This window comes from Stenotrophomonas sp. STEN013 (genome assembly GCF_056760355.1).
The window spans coordinates 491,569-506,049 of the sequence record NZ_JBRREO010000001.1; the positions used below are offsets into that span (position 1 = coordinate 491,569).

The following is a 14,481-nucleotide window of genomic DNA, read 5'->3' on the forward strand; positions in this document are numbered from 1 at the left end:
CCGCTGCATGGAAGACGGCACCACGCTTGAACCGGCGGCGCTTTGTCGCCAGTCTTGCAGCCATGTCTGAACCCCGTATCACCCTGCCGCAGTGGGACGAGCTTGCCAATCTGGGCGATGAGCTACTGCCCCTGCTGCCGACCGCGCTGCTGATCGCGCTCGACGAATACCCGCAGCTCGATGCTGCCCGGTACGACCGCATGTTGCAGGCCCATGCAGACCATCTGCACACGGAAGTGGGCGCAATCAGCGAGTGGCCGCTGAAAGTGGCGGCGATCAACCACCACCTGTTCAACGAGCTGGGCTACAGCGGCAACCACGACGAGTACTACGATCCGCGCAACAGCTATCTCAACGAGGTGGTCGCGCGCCGGCTGGGCAATCCGATCTCGCTGGCGCTGGTGCAGATCGACGTCTCGCGGCGGCTGGGCCTGCCCCTGCAAGGCATTTCCTTCCCCGGGCACTTCCTGGTGCGGCTGCCGGTGGAAGAAGGTGTGCTGATCATGGACCCCTTCAATGGCGGCCGGCCATTGAGCGTGGAGGAGCTGCGTGAGCGCGCCCGCGCCAACCTGGGCGGGGAAGTCCCGGACGATCAGGTGCTGGCGCAGATTCTGGACCCGGCACCGCACCGCGCCATATTGATGCGGATGCTGCGCAACCTGCATGGCGTGTATGTGGAGCGCCAAGAGTGGGACCGCGCCGCGCGCAGTGCCGACCGCATCCTGAAACTGGCACCGCAACAGGCCGATGCGGTCCGCGACCGCGGCCTCGCCTACCTGCAGCTGGAACACCTGGCCGGCGCGCGCACCGATCTGGCGCGCTATCTGAAGATGGAACCCGAGGCCGGCGATGCGGCCGCGATCCGCGAACGCCTGATCGATATCGGCGGCGAACGTCCGCGGCTGCACTGAAACCACGCCGGCGGCAAGATGCAGCGGCAGAAGCGCCACGCCAGGCAGGTGGGTGGCGATCAGGCCGGGCGCGTACTACCGCAGGTGCCGGCCGTTCAGTCCAGCTCGACCATCTCGAAGTCGTCCTTGGTCACGCCACAATCCGGACAGGTCCAGGTATCGGGCACCTCGTCCCAGCGCGTGCCCGGCGCGATGCCCTCTTCCGGCAAGCCGTCCGCCTCGCGGTAGATGAAACCGCAGACGATACAGATCCAGTCGCGCAGGGTGGAGGCCGTGGCATCGGACATCGGGGATAATCGCCGCATAGAGAAACGGCGTTGATTGTCACATTCCCTTCGCCGTACCGGTAGCCATCCATGACCCAGCTTGCCGACGCCCGTGGCGTCTACCTGATCACCCCCGACGAAACCGACAGCACACGTCTGCTGGAGCGGGTCCGCCCGCTGCTGGCCGGCATCACTTGGCTGCAGTACCGCAACAAGGCCGTCGATGCCCCTTCCCGCCTGGCCCAGGCCACTGCGCTGCAGGCGCTGTGCGCGGCCGCCGGCGTACCGCTGATCATCAACGACGATGCCGCATTGGCCGCCCGGGTAGGCGCCGCCGGCGTGCATCTGGGCGAGGACGACGGTGACATCGCCGCCGCCCGGGCGATGCTTGGCCCGCAGGCGATCATCGGCGCCTCCTGCTATGACGAACTGGCACGGGCCGAGCGCGCGGTGGCGACCGGCGCCAGCTACGTCGCCTTCGGCGCCTTTTTCCCCAGCCGCAGCAAGCTGACCCCGCGCCGGGCAACGCCGGAACTGCTGCGACAAAGCGCCGCACTGGGCGTACCGCGGGTGGCCATTGGCGGTTTGACGCCGGACAATGCACCGCCCGTGGTGGACGCCGGCGCCGACCTGATCGCGGTCATCAGCGGCGTGTTCGCCGAACCCGATCCGCTGGACGCACTGCAGGCCTACCGCCGCTGCTTTGCCTGATGGCAACCGCTTTTACCGTTCCCAGGAGTTCCCAGATGAACCACGCCCAATCCCACGCCCTGTTCGCGCGCGCGCAGACGCTGCTGCCCGGCGGCGTCAACTCGCCGGTGCGCGCGTTCAAGTCGGTCGGTGGCGAGCCGTTCTTCGTGCAGCGCGCCGATGGCCCGTACCTGTACGACGTCGACAACAACCGCTACATCGACTACGTCGGCTCCTGGGGCCCGATGATCGTCGGCCACAACCATCCGGCGGTGCGTGAAGCGGTGCAGCAGGCGATCGGCAACGGCCTGTCGTTCGGTGCCCCGTGCGCGGCCGAGGTGACCATGGCCGAAACCATCACCGCGCTGGTGCCGTCCTGCGAGATGGTGCGCATGGTCAACTCCGGCACCGAGGCCACGCTATCGGCGATCCGTCTGGCGCGCGGCGCCACCGGCCGTAACAAGATCGTCAAGTTCGAAGGCTGCTACCACGGCCACGGCGACTCGTTCCTGGTCAAGGCCGGCAGCGGCATGCTGACCCTGGGCGTGCCGACCTCGCCGGGCGTGCCGGCCGGCTTGAGCGAACTGACCCTGACCCTGCCCTACAACGACTTCGATGCCGCCACGGCGCTGTTCGAGCAGCAGGGCAGCGAGATTGCCGGGCTGATCATCGAGCCGGTGGTCGGCAACGCCAACTGCATCCCGCCGCGCGAAGGCTACCTGCAGCACCTGCGGGCGCTGTGCACGCAGTACGGCGCGCTGCTGATCTTCGACGAGGTGATGACCGGCTTCCGCGTCGCCCTGGGCGGTGCGCAGGCGCATTACGGCATCACCCCGGACCTGACCACCTTCGGCAAGATCATCGGCGGCGGCATGCCGGTGGGCGCCTACGGCGGCCGCGCCGAACTGATGAACCAGATCGCCCCGGCCGGCCCGATCTACCAGGCCGGCACCCTCTCCGGCAACCCGGTGGCGATGGCCGCCGGCCTGGCGATGCTGGAGCTGGTCAGCGCCCCGGGCTTCCATGAGCGTCTGGCCGCCACCACCGCACGCCTGTGCGCCGGGCTGGAAGCGGCCGCAGCGCAGGCCGGGGTGGCGGTGACCACCAACCAGGTCGGCGCGATGTTCGGCCTGTTCTTCACCCGCGAGAAGGTGGAGACCTATGCCCAGGCCACGGCTTGTGACATCAAGGCCTTCAACGTGTTCTTCCACGCCATGCTCGAGCGCGGTGTGTTCTTGGCGCCGTCGGCCTATGAAGCCGGCTTCCTGTCCAGCGCGCACGACGAGACGGTGATCGAAGCCACGCTGGCTGCAGCGCGTGAGGCGTTCAACGTGGTCGCGGCGGGCTGATCCCGCCACGCGATGGCAATACGGAAAAGGCCGGCATCATGCCGGCCTTTTTCTTTGCCCCGTACAAGGGCTCAAGCGAAAACCAGCTTGCCCTTCATCATTCCCCAGTGGCCGGGGAAGGAACAGAAAAAGGTGTAGTCGCCGCCACGGACCAGCTTGTTGGTGGCAAAGCGCACCCGGGTGGTCTGGCCGCCACCGATCACCGGGGTGAACGCGATCACCCGCGCATCGCCCTTGGGCAGGTAGCTGTCGGCCAGCGTCGAACGCATTCCCAGGGTGGCGACGGGCTGGAAATCGGCCGTGCGCGTGAGCACCCAGTTGTGACCCATCACGTTGGCGGCCATCTTGCCGGTGTGCTTGAGCGTGAGGTCGACCTGCGTGCAGTCGGCCGCCACCGTGATCTGCGGCAACGAAAACTGCATGCGGTCATTGCTTTCGATGGTGACCGCGCAGGTGCGGGCCAGCACCGGAGCGGCGGGCAACAGGCCGGCAAGGGCCAACAGCAACACAGGAATGCGCATCGAACAGGACTCCAGACTTCCAGGGAAAACAATGCAACGGCCCTATTCTAGGAACAACACCCCGCTCCGCCTCCGCGACGCAATGTCGCAGGGCTGCGCTGTTTCGCCGCAGGCACGATACTGCCGGTCACGCCTTGAACCTGCCGCCTGATGCCTGACCTGCACGCCCTACTGCTCGACTTCGATGGCCTGCTGGCCGACTACGACCACCGCATCCATCTGCACCAGCTGGCCGAGGCCGCGCAGTGTTCCTCCGCACAGGTGGATACGGCGCTGCGCGGAGATGGACTGGAGCTGGCGCATGCGCGCGGCGAACTCGATGGCCTGCAACTGCTTGCCGCCCTCAACCAGCGCCTGGACAGCCGCTTGCGGGCGCAGCACTGGCACGCGGCCCGACATGCCGCCACCCGCGTGCGACGTGACAGCGTGGCGCTGCTCAGGCAGCTGCGGCCCGGCGTGCAGGTGGCCGTCCTCACCAACAACGGCCCGCTCACCCGACCGGTGATCGAACAGCTGCTGCCCGGCACCGCCGTGCTGTGCAGCGCGGCACTGGGCGTGCGCAAACCCGATCCGGCCGCCTATATCGCCGCCTGTACGACCCTGCGCTGTGCCCCGGCTTGCACCCTGTTCGTCGATCATCTGTTCCGCAACGTGCAAGGTGCACGCGCCGCCGGCCTGCTGGCCGATACCGCCCACCACACCCAGTCGCTGCGCAAGCTGCTGAAGCGCTACCAGCTGCTGTAGGCAAACCAACGCCCTGGCACTGCACTGTGGGCTGCGATGAAACAACAACGCCGGCTTTCGCCGGCGTTGTTGTCGATCACCTGGGCTGAGCACCCGGTGGGGCGTTACAGGGCATGGAAGAACCGCCACAGGAACGCGCAGAACCGCCGACCGGTTGCACGCCAGGCGCATCGCTGTACATCGGCGCGTTAGCCCCCTGTTGCCCGTAGCGCACCTGCAAGCCGATGCTGTTGCTGCGCATCGCATTGCGGCCCTGCTCATGCCCCAGCAGCAGCGAGAACATCCAGCCGCTGTCCCATTGCAGGTCCATGCCCGCGCCCAGCGACAGCGTGTCGTCGTTGTAGCTGCGCATGGCCAGCACATAATCGGTGCCCTGCGGGCGCTGCACATAGTTCATCGACACGTCGCCGCGGTTCTCCAACGCACCGCGGTACTCGATGCGCCAGTGCGGGCGCCACCCCAGCCGCTCGCCCTTGAACGCCAGACTGCCCTCCAGTCCCACTGCCAGCGCGCTGTTGTCCACCCGCTGCTGGCCATAGACCAGGTCATAGACGCCCAGACCGGTTTCGCGGTAGCCATCCAGCGTGGCGCGGTGACCATCGTAGCGGCCGTAGCCGGTCAGGGTCAGACCCGTGGCGTTGCGATGCTCGTAGCCGAAGGTCAATGCGCCGAACCACTGGTCGCCGGCACGTGTGGCGCGGGCACTGGCGTTGGCCGGCTCGCTCCAGCGGGTCAGGTCGAAGTCCACCTGACCATTGGCCAGCAACCCATCGACGAACAGGTGCTCGCCCAGCCGCCACAAGCCATAGGCCGCCAGCGAACGCTGGTCGGCGTCAACCTTGGACGGGGTGCCGTCGAAGTCGGTGCCCTGCTTGCCCCAGCTGCCGGCCATGCCCAGCAACAGGTTTTCACCCACCGCGCGGTCGGCGCCAAGCGTGATACCACCGGTGTTGAAATCGAAACCGCCGCCGCTACGTCCATTGCGACCGGCCTTGCCGAAGGTCGCCGTGCCCGCCAGCCACAGCCCCCAACCCTCGGGCAGGGCCGGCAGCGCCGTCTCGGCCACACGGCCTACCGGCACCGACAGCCCCGGGACGCCGCGGCTGCCGGCATAGGCCAGCGCGAAGTTGACGTTGCTGGTGTTGTGGCCACTGCGCACCTGGCGCAGACGGTCACGGATGTTGCCGCCCTGCACCTGCGCAAAGCGCACGCTTGCATCGATCTGCGCCTGGAGGCCGCCGCTGACCTGGGCATCCAGTGTTGGATCCGGACGGGGGCTGACCACCAGCGTCAGCATCACCGCGCCGGTGAGGAAGTTGGGGGTCGCCGCCTGGGTCGCGGTCAATGTGGTGCTGCCTTCGCCGACCAGCGTGACCGTGCGGCCGTTGACCGTGGCCACCGCCGGATTGCTGCTGCTGAAGGTGAACACACCGGGGCTGTTGCTCTGTGGCAGGGGCAGCTCGAAATCGGCCTCGCCATAGACCTTCTGCAGGCCGCCGATCCAGCTCAGCGTTGGGGCGGCCACCAGTTCCTGCGCGCTGTCCGACGCTCCTTCGCCGGCCAGGTTGTAGGCCGCCACGGTGAACACATAGGTCACGCCTTCGGCCAGCCCCTGCACCAGGATCGGCGAACCGCTGCCGGTGGTCGTGATCACCCCCGGTGTGCCGGCCGCTGGCAGGCTCATCGCGCGGATGGCCGGTGCCGCCACGCCCTGCGGCGTGGCAGTGACGCGGTAGCCGTCGATGGTCGTGCCACCGGTGAACACCGGCGGCGTGAACACCACACTGACCTGCCCCGATCCCAGCGGCGTCAGCGTCTGGATGGACGGCACGCCCGGCGGCACCGGTTCGACCAGGAAGCTGCGCGTGGCCGAAGCCGGACGATGGGTGGCATCGCCTGCTTGCTCGACAACCAGGGTGCAGTTGCCTGCCAGCACAAAGGCCAGCTGGCCATCGGCCGTGACCGTGCACACCGCCGGCGTCTGCGAACTGAAGGTCAACGGCAAGCCGGAGTCGGCGCGGGCGGACAACACCGGCACCTGATCGAAGCGCTGCGTACCCACTTCGTCGAAAGTCACCGCCTGTAGTACCTGCGGCACCACCGGGGCCGATGGCGCCGACGGCGCGCTGTCGCCGGCCTGGCCGGTGGCGCTGACGGTGAAGGTGTAGCTCACCCCGTCGGTCAGACCGGTCACCTTGAGCGGCGAGCTCGTACCGCTGGCGGTGATGCCGCCCGGCTGTGCGGTCACCACGTAGGTGATGGCTTCGCCGGTGGCGGCCGATGGCGTGAAGGCAACTTCCACCTCGCCCGAACCGGTCACGGTCACGGCCCCCAATACCGGCGCCGCCGCCACCACCGCGTTGACACTGAACGACTGCGCCAGCGATGCCGGCAAATGGCCAGCATCGCCGTCCTGGTGGACCGTCACCGTACAGGTGCCGGCACTGCTGAAGCTCAACAGCCCATCCGCGGTGACCGCGCACACTGCCGGCGTCGACGCGACAAAGCGCAGCGGCAGCCCCGAATCCACCGAGGCGGTCAGCGTCGGCGTGGTGCCGAAGTTCTGCGCGCCCGGATTGGCGAAGCTGATGGTCTGCGTGGCTGCCGTGGTGACCGCGTTGGACGCGGCCGACGCCGGGCCCGGCCCCACGCTGTTGCTGGCCGTCACAGTGAAGGTGTAACTGGTCCCCGTGTCCAATCCACTGATGGCGATGGGCGAACTGCTGCCGGTGAATGGCCCGCCCGGCACAGCCGGACTTGGTGTAACGGTGTAGCTGAGTGCAGCATCGCCGCCGTTGAAGACCGGCGTGGTGAAAGACACCGCTACCTGTGCCACGCCGGTCACCACGGCCGTGCCGATAGTCGGCGCGCCGGAGACCACCGCGTTGACGGCAAAGTTGCGGGTGACCTGGGTCGCGGCCAGATAGCTGGCGTTGCCGGCCTGGTCCGCATTGATGGTGCAGGTGCCGACGGTGAGGAAGGTCAGTACACCGCCGCTGGTGATGGTGCACACGCCGGTGGTCGACGAGCTGAAGCTGACCGCCAGGCCGGAATCGGCCGTGGCAATCAGCGTCGGCGTGGTGCCGAAGTTCTGCGCACCGGAATGGTTGAAGGTGATCGTCTGGGTCGCCTTCGGGGTGACGCTGTTGGAGGCGCTCGAGGCAGGCCCGGTGCCGGCGCTGTTGAAGGCGGTCACCGTGAACGTGTACGGCTGCCCGTTGGTCAGGCCGCTGACCACGATCGGTGAACTTGCGCCGTTCACCGGTGCCACGTCTGCCGGGCTGACGGTCACCGTATAGCCGGTGATCGGAATGCCGCCGGTGTTGGCCGGCGCGGCAAAGGCCACACTGGCCTGGGTATCACCCCCGATGGCGGGGCCGATGGTCGGCGCCCCCGGCACTACCGGGTTGACGGTGAAGCTTTGGCTGACCGGCGTCGCTTCCAGCCACGCCGCATTGCCGACCTGGTCAACGTTGATGGTGCAGGTGCCGGTCGTGATGAAGGTCAATGCACCACCGCTGGTGATGGTGCACACGCCGGTGGTCAAGGAGCTGAAGCTGACCGCCAGGCCGGAATCGGCCGTGGCGCTCAGCGTCGGCGTGGTGCCGAAGGTCTGCGACCCTGGATTGGCGAACGTGATGGTCTGCGGCGCCGCCGGGGTGACCGCGTTGGACGCGGCCGAGGCCGCGCTGATGCCCGCCGAATTGGTCGCGGTGACGGTGAAGGTGTAGTTCACCCCGTTGGTCAGGCCGGTAACGATGATTGGCGAGCTGGAGCCATTGCCGGTGGCGCCGCCGGGGCTGGCAGTGACCGTGTAGCCGCTAGGGCTGATGGCCGCACCCCCGGTGGAAGCCGGCGCGCTGAAGCTCACCGTGGCCTGGGTGTCCCCGGGCGTGGCCGTGCCGATGGTCGGCGCATCCGGCACGATGGCATTGACGGTAAAGCTGCGGGTCACCGTGCTCGCCGCGTTGGTGGATGCGTTGCCAGCCTGGTCGGCATCGATGGTGCAGGTGCCGGCACTGACGAAGGTCAGCACACCGCCGGGGGTGATCGTGCAGACCCCGGCGGTGGACGAGGTGAAGATTACCGTCAGCCCCGAGGTCGAGGTGGCGGTCAAAGTGGGCGGGGCGCCAAAGTTGTAGTTGGCTGGCTGGGCGAAGGTGATGGTCTGGTTGGCCTTCGGCGTCACACTGTTGCTCACGGCCGACGCCGTACTGGTACCGACGGCGTTGGTCGCTGTTACCGTGAAGGTATAGGCGGTGCCATTGCTCAGGCCGCTCACCACCAGCGGCGAACCGGTGCCGGTAGTGGTCGCACCGCCCGGGTTGGCGGTGGCCGTATAACCAGTGACCGGCGAACCGCCGTTGTTGCCCGGGGCGGTGAATGCCACCGAGGCCTGCCCCTCGCCAGCGGTCGCCGTGCCGATAGTCGGGGCAGCAGGCGCGGTGGCGATGGCCACCGTATGGCTGCTGCCGCTGCTGTAGGCCGGCGGGCTGATGTTGCCGGCCGCATCGGCGATATTGCGGGCGCCATTGAGGTCGAGCCTGAGCGTGCCATTGCCGGTGATGTTATTGACGGTGACGGTGTAGCTGCTGCCGCTGCCGGAAACGCTGTTGATGCTCCCTGTTGCGCTGCCCGACCCGGTCACGGTGAAATCGTCGGTGGAAACAGCGGTCACCGCCTCACTGAAGCTGACCGTGAAATCCACCGTGGTATCGGTGGGCAACGCAGTGGGCGCCGGTGCGATGCTGAGAACCGTAGGTACAACGGCGTCCACCTTCACACCGGCGGTGGATCCGACTGAATTCAGGGTCAGCAACATGTTGTTGCCAGCCGCATCGCGCAGCGTGCCGCCGTTCAGGGCCAGTGCGCCGATCGTGATGCCGTCCGGATCGTTCAGACCACTTTCGATCACATAACGGAACACCAGACTGGTGCTGCCCGAACCTGAGACATACGTGGCCTGCTTGACACTGCCATCGATGTTCAGGGCAATTTGCGGTGTTCCGGTCACCCCCACGCTCTCGCTGGTGCTCACCGTGAAAGAAAGGGGTTGCCCCACCCCGTACGTGCGGTTGGCAGGCACCGCCACCGAAGTCACACCGGGCTGGATCGTGTCCACCGTGGCGTTGCTGGTGTCGGCCCGGGTGGTACTGCCACTGCTGTTGGTAGCGGTGATGCTGACATTGCGGTTGCTGGCGCTGATGCCTGCACCCAGCGTATAGATCGCGCTCCAGATACCGGCACTGTTGGTTGCCGCCACGGCGGCCCCGCCGCCGAACTGGCTGAAGTCCACCGTCACGCCGGTGATGCCGGCGTTGTTGTCACCGCTGGCGCTGCTGTCCCAGCGGGCGGTGACGCTATCGCCGTACAGGAAGACACCACCGGTACCCGTGGCACCGGCAATGCTGATCCGGCCATCGGTGACAGTGGGCGGCAGGCCACCGACCACGTTGTTGGTCACAACCCGCCCGCTGAAGCTGGCCGACTGGTTGCCGGCAAAGTCATACAGGTTGCCGATGTCGACATAGTCCAGGGTCACCGTGGTGCCGGCATTGATCGCCGGGCTCACCATCAGTGTCAACTGCGAGCCGGCATAGCTGGCGGCAGTGATCGTGCGCAGGGTGCCACTCTGGTAAACGCGGAAGTCCTCGCCGTTGCCGTAATAATCAATAGCCTCTGACCAGTTAAGGATGACCTGGCTGCCATTGGTCGAGGTCGCCGCGCTGGCCAGCGTCGGCGGCGTGTTGTCGGGCATCGTGCAGGTGACGGTGATGTCAATGCTCTGGCCATCGGCCAGGTATTGCGACGTGGAAAAATTGATCGGCGAGGTGGCACAACCAGATGCAGCGCTCGAACCCGCATGATTGAAGTTGGCGGTAAAGTGGCCTGGCGTCGAACCGAGGTTGACCACAGCATTGGTCACATTGCCACTGAGTACCAGGCGCGCGGTGTTGCCATTGGCCACCCCTCCGTTGTCGTTACCCGCATTGGGGATGTCCGAGCGCATGAACATGATCTCGCCTGGCGCCGGGTTGCCGTTGCCCAGGTAAGCCGCATGGCTCTGGTAGGTAACGCGCGCGGTGATCGCCGCTTGCGCCGAGGCCACCACCAGCAGCGGGAACAGGGCAAACGCGAGGATCAGGAACCTGCGGAGGAACGGCATGCATGCATCTCCAGAACACGACAACAGGAATAGAAGAAAACGGATCGCCACCGGACAAAGCCGATCCCCAGCGAAGGAAAAGCCTGCAAAAACGCAGTTACACGAACCGCAGAAATCAAGGCGAAGTTGGCCCACGCTGGCGGCACCTGGTCAGCCGGCACCCTATTACCGGCATGACCGGATCAGCGGAAGCAGACCAACAGCTGGCCAGATCCGCAGGCGCGCAGAAGTACTTGCTGCAACTGCCTGCTGTGCCAGCGCACGGCGCGCGACTCCCCAAGCAACACGCCAATGCCAAGCAGATCACACCGCAACGGCGCAACCAGCAAACGAAGTAAGTGTGACCCCGCGCGAATTCTAATCGTAATCACCAAAATCACGCCAGTACCGCCGACGGCACACCCTGGGAGCACGGCAGCAATACAACGCCCGAGGTTTCCAACCGGCCCCGCCACGGTGATCCGGCGGCGATTGCGGCGCACAGCCTTGCAGTCCTGCCTCCGCAGCAGGCCTGACACTATTCCTCCCTTACGGCGTATTGAACATATGCGACGTCACGGCCACCGAACCGATGACAGACGCTGCTCAACGCGTCCCCTTCCTGCACAAGGTAGCGCTGCGCCGGGCGCAAAAAAAAAGACCGCCGGCATGCACCGGCGGCCTTTCTCCCCTAGACAGTAATGACCGCAATCAACGCGCGGCCATGTACGCCGCAATCGCCTCGCGCACGCGCTTGAGGCCTTCGGCCACTTCCTCGTCGGTGATGTTCAGCGCCGGCACGAAGCGCAGCACGCTGGTGCCGGCCTGCAGGATCAGCACCTGCTTCTCGGCGGCCAGGTCCAGCAGCGCGCCGATGTCGGCCACGTAGTCCGGCTTGAGCACCGCGCCCAGCATCAGGCCCATGCCGCGCACCTGCTCGAACACGCCGAACTCCTCGCCGATGGCTTCCAGTCCGGCCTTCAACGCGGCCGACTGGCGCAGCACGTTGGCCTTGATCTCGTCCGATGCCAGCTTGCGCAGCGCCACGCGGGCGACGGCGGCGGCCAGCGGGTTGCCGCCGAAGGTGCTGCCATGCGCGCCCACGCCCATGATGTCGGCCACCTTCGGCCCGGCCAGCATCGCGCCGATCGGGAAACCGCAGCCCAAGGCCTTGGCCAGGGTCACGATGTCCGGGATCACCCCCCAATGCCAGTGTGCGAACAGCTCGCCGCTGCGGCCCATGCCGACCTGGATCTCGTCCAGCACCAGCAGTGCGTCGTGCTGGTCGCACAGTTCGCGGGCACGGCGCATGAATTCGGCGCTGGCCGGCATCACCCCGCCCTCGCCCTGCACCGGCTCGAACATCACCGCGGCCACGTCGCCAGCGGCCATCGCCTCCTCCAGCTGGGCGACGTCGTTGAAGTCCACATAACGGAAGCCACCGGGCAGCGGCTCGTAGCCTTCCTGGTACTTGGGCTGGGCGGTGGCGGTGACCGTGGCCAGGGTGCGGCCGTGGAAGCTGCCACGGAAGGTGACGATGTAGCGCTTGGCTGCGTCGCGCCCCTGGGCGCTGGCCCACTTGCGCACCAGCTTGATCGCCACTTCGTTGGCCTCGGCGCCGGAATTGCACAGGAACACCCGCTTGGCGAAACGCGAGGCCTCCACCAGCTCCTGCGCCAGGTGCAGCGGCGGCTCGCTGTAGAACATGTTGCTGGTGTGCCAGAGTTTGTCGGCCTGCGCGAACAGCGCGGCCTTCAGCTCGGCGTTGTTGTGGCCCAGGCTGCACACGGCGATGCCGGCGGCCAGATCGATGAACTCACGGCCCTGCGTGTCCCACAGACGCGCCCCCTGGCCTCGCTCCAGCACCAGCTGGCGCGGCTTGTAGACCGGCAGGTAGTAGTTGGACAGGGACAACAGCGCATCGGCATTGGCAGCGGTCATGACGGTATCGGGGTATCGGCGGCGGATTGGTCGCCCATTCTCCCCCATTCCAACAGCTGCGGCACAATGCAGGGCATGCGCCCGTTCTCCGCTCCCCAGCTCAATCCCGCCACCGAATCGGGCTGGCGTCGCCACTGGTTCGACATCATCTACCGGCACGACACCCGCCCCTCGCGCAACTTCGACCTGCTGCTGGTCTACGCCATCATCGCCAGCGTGCTGGTGGTGATGTTCGACAGCGTGCAACGCTTCCACGCCGCCCATGCCAGCTGGCTGTATGTGGTCGAGTGGGGCTTCACCCTGTTGTTCACCGCCGAGTATCTCCTGCGGCTGGCGGTGGTGCGGCGGCCACTGCGCTACGCGGTCAGCATCTGGGGCATCATCGATCTGGCCGCGATCCTGCCCACCTACCTGTCGCTGTTCATTCCCGGCGCGCAGAGCCTGCTGGTGGTGCGGGCGCTGCGCATCCTGCGCGTGTTCCGCATCCTCAAGCTGACCCGCTACGTCGAGGAGAGCGGCATCCTGATGCTGTCGCTGTGGCGCAGCCGGCGCAAGGTGCTGCTGTTCCTGTTCACCGTGGTCACCATCACCATCATCGCCGGCGCGCTGATGTACGTGATCGAAGGGCCCAATCACGGCTTCACCAGCATCCCCAGCAGCATGTACTGGGCGGTGGTGACAATGACCACCGTCGGCTTCGGCGACATCGTGCCGCAGACCGTGCTGGGCCGTTTCGTCACCTCGGTGCTGATCCTGATCGGCTACAGCATCATCGCCGTGCCCACCGGCATCTATACCGCCGAGCTGGCCAGCACCATGCGCGAGGCCGACGCGGCCGCGCGCCGCGACGCCCGCGGCTGCCCGCACTGCGGGCTGGAGGGGCACGAAGCCGACGCCCGTCACTGCCGCCGTTGCGGCAGCGTCTTGCCGGAGCCATTCAACCAGTGACGTGAGATCGCAGCGCCGCGGTCCGATCGACAACGCCAGCAGGTTGCCCGGTGAGGTTCCGGGGTGGGAAAGCACATCCCACCTCGCCGCCCGAGGCCGTAAACCGGCGCGGGCGGCCTGCCGGGTGACTCAGTCCAGAAACAGGTCCGGCAGCAGCGGCCGCGACGGGTCCACCGCATAGCCGGAAAGGTCACTGATGCCGGCCTGCGCCAGCACCTCGTCATCGATCAGGAACTGGCCGCTGAAACCGGCCGCCGGCCGGGTCAGCACCGCGTGCGCGGCGTCGGCCATGATCTGCGGCGTGCGGCAGCCGGCCACATCCACACCGGGAATCATGTTGATCGCATCGGTGGCGATCACCGTGCGCGGCCACAGCGCATTGACCGCCACGCCCTGCGGGCCGAACTCGGCCGCCAGCCCCAGGGTGACAAAGCTCATGCCCATCTTGGCCAGGGTGTAGCCGGTATGTGGGCCCCACCACTTCGGGTCCAGGCTTGGCGGCGGCGCCAGCGTCAGGATGTGCGGGTTGGGCGCGGCCAGCAGGTGCGGCAGGCAGGCCTGCGCGCACAGGAAGCTGCCCCGCGCGTTGACCTGCTGCATCAGGTCGAAGCGCTTCATCGGCGTGTCCAGGGTGCCGCGCAACCAGATCGCCGAGGCGTTGTTGACCAGGATGTCGATCCCGCCAAAGGTGTCCACCGTGGCCGCCACCGCCGCCCGTACCTGGTCTTCCTCGCGGATGTCGCACTTCAGCGCCAGCCCCTGGCCGCCGGCGGCGTTGACCGCCTCGGCGGCACTGTGGATCGTGCCCGGCAGCTTGGGATTGGGCACCGCCGACTTGGCCGCGATAGCCACATTGGCGCCATCACGCGCGGCGCGCAGCGCGATGGCCAGGCCGATGCCGCGCGAGGCGCCGGTGATGAACAGGGTTTTGCCTTGCAACGATGACATGCCGACTCCGGAAACACG

At 67.0% G+C, this 14,481-nt stretch carries 11 protein-coding genes; 6 read left to right on the forward strand and 5 right to left on the reverse strand.

Annotated elements, in window-relative coordinates; translation table 11 throughout:
• Positions 1-62 precede the first annotated feature (62 nt).
• Positions 63-911, forward strand: coding sequence for a SirB1 family protein (locus ACVOMH_RS02150; protein WP_054658226.1), 849 nt, complete (start codon positions 63-65; stop codon positions 909-911).
• A gap of 95 nt (positions 912-1,006) precedes the next feature.
• On the opposite strand, the gene ACVOMH_RS02155 is transcribed toward ACVOMH_RS02150, so the two are convergent.
• Positions 1,007-1,198, reverse strand: a complete 192-nt coding sequence (locus ACVOMH_RS02155) for a rubredoxin (RefSeq protein WP_481550888.1) — start codon at positions 1,196-1,198, stop codon at positions 1,007-1,009.
• A 69-nt stretch (positions 1,199-1,267) separates the two neighbouring features.
• Between ACVOMH_RS02155 and thiE the strand changes: the two genes are divergently transcribed.
• Positions 1,268-1,888 carry a thiamine phosphate synthase gene (gene thiE / locus ACVOMH_RS02160; RefSeq protein WP_481550889.1) on the forward strand — a complete coding sequence of 207 codons (621 nt, stop codon included), beginning with the start codon at positions 1,268-1,270 and terminating at the stop codon, positions 1,886-1,888.
• A gap of 35 nt (positions 1,889-1,923) precedes the next feature.
• The gene (gene hemL, locus ACVOMH_RS02165) at positions 1,924-3,216 is read left to right on the forward strand and encodes a glutamate-1-semialdehyde 2,1-aminomutase (protein WP_481550890.1); all 1,293 of its coding nucleotides are present in this window, start codon (positions 1,924-1,926) and stop codon (positions 3,214-3,216) included.
• A gap of 71 nt (positions 3,217-3,287) precedes the next feature.
• Here the strand turns inward: hemL and azu are convergent, their stop codons facing one another.
• Positions 3,288-3,737, reverse strand: coding sequence for an azurin (gene azu / locus ACVOMH_RS02170; RefSeq protein ID WP_481550891.1), 450 nt, complete (start codon positions 3,735-3,737; stop codon positions 3,288-3,290).
• A 150-nt stretch (positions 3,738-3,887) separates the two neighbouring features.
• Here azu and ACVOMH_RS02175 point away from each other — a divergent pair, with 150 nt between their 5' ends.
• Positions 3,888-4,481: an HAD-IA family hydrolase gene (locus ACVOMH_RS02175; protein WP_481550892.1), complete on the forward strand. Its 594-nt coding sequence runs from the start codon at positions 3,888-3,890 to the stop codon at positions 4,479-4,481.
• Between the two features lie 76 nt (positions 4,482-4,557).
• On the opposite strand, the gene ACVOMH_RS02180 is transcribed toward ACVOMH_RS02175, so the two are convergent.
• Complete coding sequence (locus tag ACVOMH_RS02180; RefSeq protein WP_481550893.1) at positions 4,558-10,647, reverse strand: fibronectin type III domain-containing protein; 6,090 nt, start codon at positions 10,645-10,647, stop codon at positions 4,558-4,560.
• 2 nt (positions 10,648-10,649) lie between these two features.
• On the opposite strand from ACVOMH_RS02180, the gene ACVOMH_RS02185 reads away from it, so the two are divergent.
• Entirely contained in the window at positions 10,650-10,985 is a 336-nt protein-coding gene (locus ACVOMH_RS02185; protein ID WP_481550894.1) for a hypothetical protein, read from the forward strand.
• A gap of 352 nt (positions 10,986-11,337) precedes the next feature.
• On the opposite strand, the gene ACVOMH_RS02190 is transcribed toward ACVOMH_RS02185, so the two are convergent.
• A complete protein-coding gene (locus tag ACVOMH_RS02190; RefSeq protein ID WP_481550895.1) occupies positions 11,338-12,567 on the reverse strand; it encodes an acetylornithine transaminase in 1,230 nt (409 codons plus the stop codon).
• A gap of 75 nt (positions 12,568-12,642) precedes the next feature.
• Here ACVOMH_RS02190 and ACVOMH_RS02195 point away from each other — a divergent pair, with 75 nt between their 5' ends.
• A complete protein-coding gene (locus ACVOMH_RS02195) occupies positions 12,643-13,515 on the forward strand; it encodes an ion transporter (RefSeq protein WP_057505639.1) in 873 nt (290 codons plus the stop codon).
• Positions 13,516-13,644: 129 nt separating this feature from the next.
• Here the strand turns inward: ACVOMH_RS02195 and ACVOMH_RS02200 are convergent, their stop codons facing one another.
• On the reverse strand, positions 13,645-14,463 hold the full coding sequence (locus tag ACVOMH_RS02200) for an SDR family oxidoreductase (protein WP_481550896.1): 819 nt from the start codon (positions 14,461-14,463) through the stop codon (positions 13,645-13,647).
• Positions 14,464-14,481 lie beyond the last annotated feature (18 nt).

What these genes read in the sequence shown, in the direction of transcription:
- ACVOMH_RS02200 (WP_481550896.1), bottom strand. Translation starts at nt 14,463, where the DNA reads ATGTCATCGTTGCAAGGCAAAACCCTGTTCATCACCGGCGCCTCGCGC.
- thiE (WP_481550889.1), top strand. Translation starts at nt 1,268, where the DNA reads ATGACCCAGCTTGCCGACGCCCGTGGCGTCTACCTGATCACCCCCGAC.
- ACVOMH_RS02195 (WP_057505639.1), top strand. Translation starts at nt 12,643, where the DNA reads ATGCGCCCGTTCTCCGCTCCCCAGCTCAATCCCGCCACCGAATCGGGC.
- ACVOMH_RS02180 (WP_481550893.1), bottom strand. Translation starts at nt 10,647, where the DNA reads ATGCCGTTCCTCCGCAGGTTCCTGATCCTCGCGTTTGCCCTGTTCCCG.
- ACVOMH_RS02190 (WP_481550895.1), bottom strand. Translation starts at nt 12,567, where the DNA reads ATGACCGCTGCCAATGCCGATGCGCTGTTGTCCCTGTCCAACTACTAC.
- azu (WP_481550891.1), bottom strand. Translation starts at nt 3,737, where the DNA reads ATGCGCATTCCTGTGTTGCTGTTGGCCCTTGCCGGCCTGTTGCCCGCC.
- ACVOMH_RS02185 (WP_481550894.1), top strand. Translation starts at nt 10,650, where the DNA reads ATGCATCTCCAGAACACGACAACAGGAATAGAAGAAAACGGATCGCCA.
- ACVOMH_RS02175 (WP_481550892.1), top strand. Translation starts at nt 3,888, where the DNA reads ATGCCTGACCTGCACGCCCTACTGCTCGACTTCGATGGCCTGCTGGCC.
- hemL (WP_481550890.1), top strand. Translation starts at nt 1,924, where the DNA reads ATGAACCACGCCCAATCCCACGCCCTGTTCGCGCGCGCGCAGACGCTG.
- ACVOMH_RS02150 (WP_054658226.1), top strand. Translation starts at nt 63, where the DNA reads ATGTCTGAACCCCGTATCACCCTGCCGCAGTGGGACGAGCTTGCCAAT.
- ACVOMH_RS02155 (WP_481550888.1), bottom strand. Translation starts at nt 1,198, where the DNA reads ATGTCCGATGCCACGGCCTCCACCCTGCGCGACTGGATCTGTATCGTC.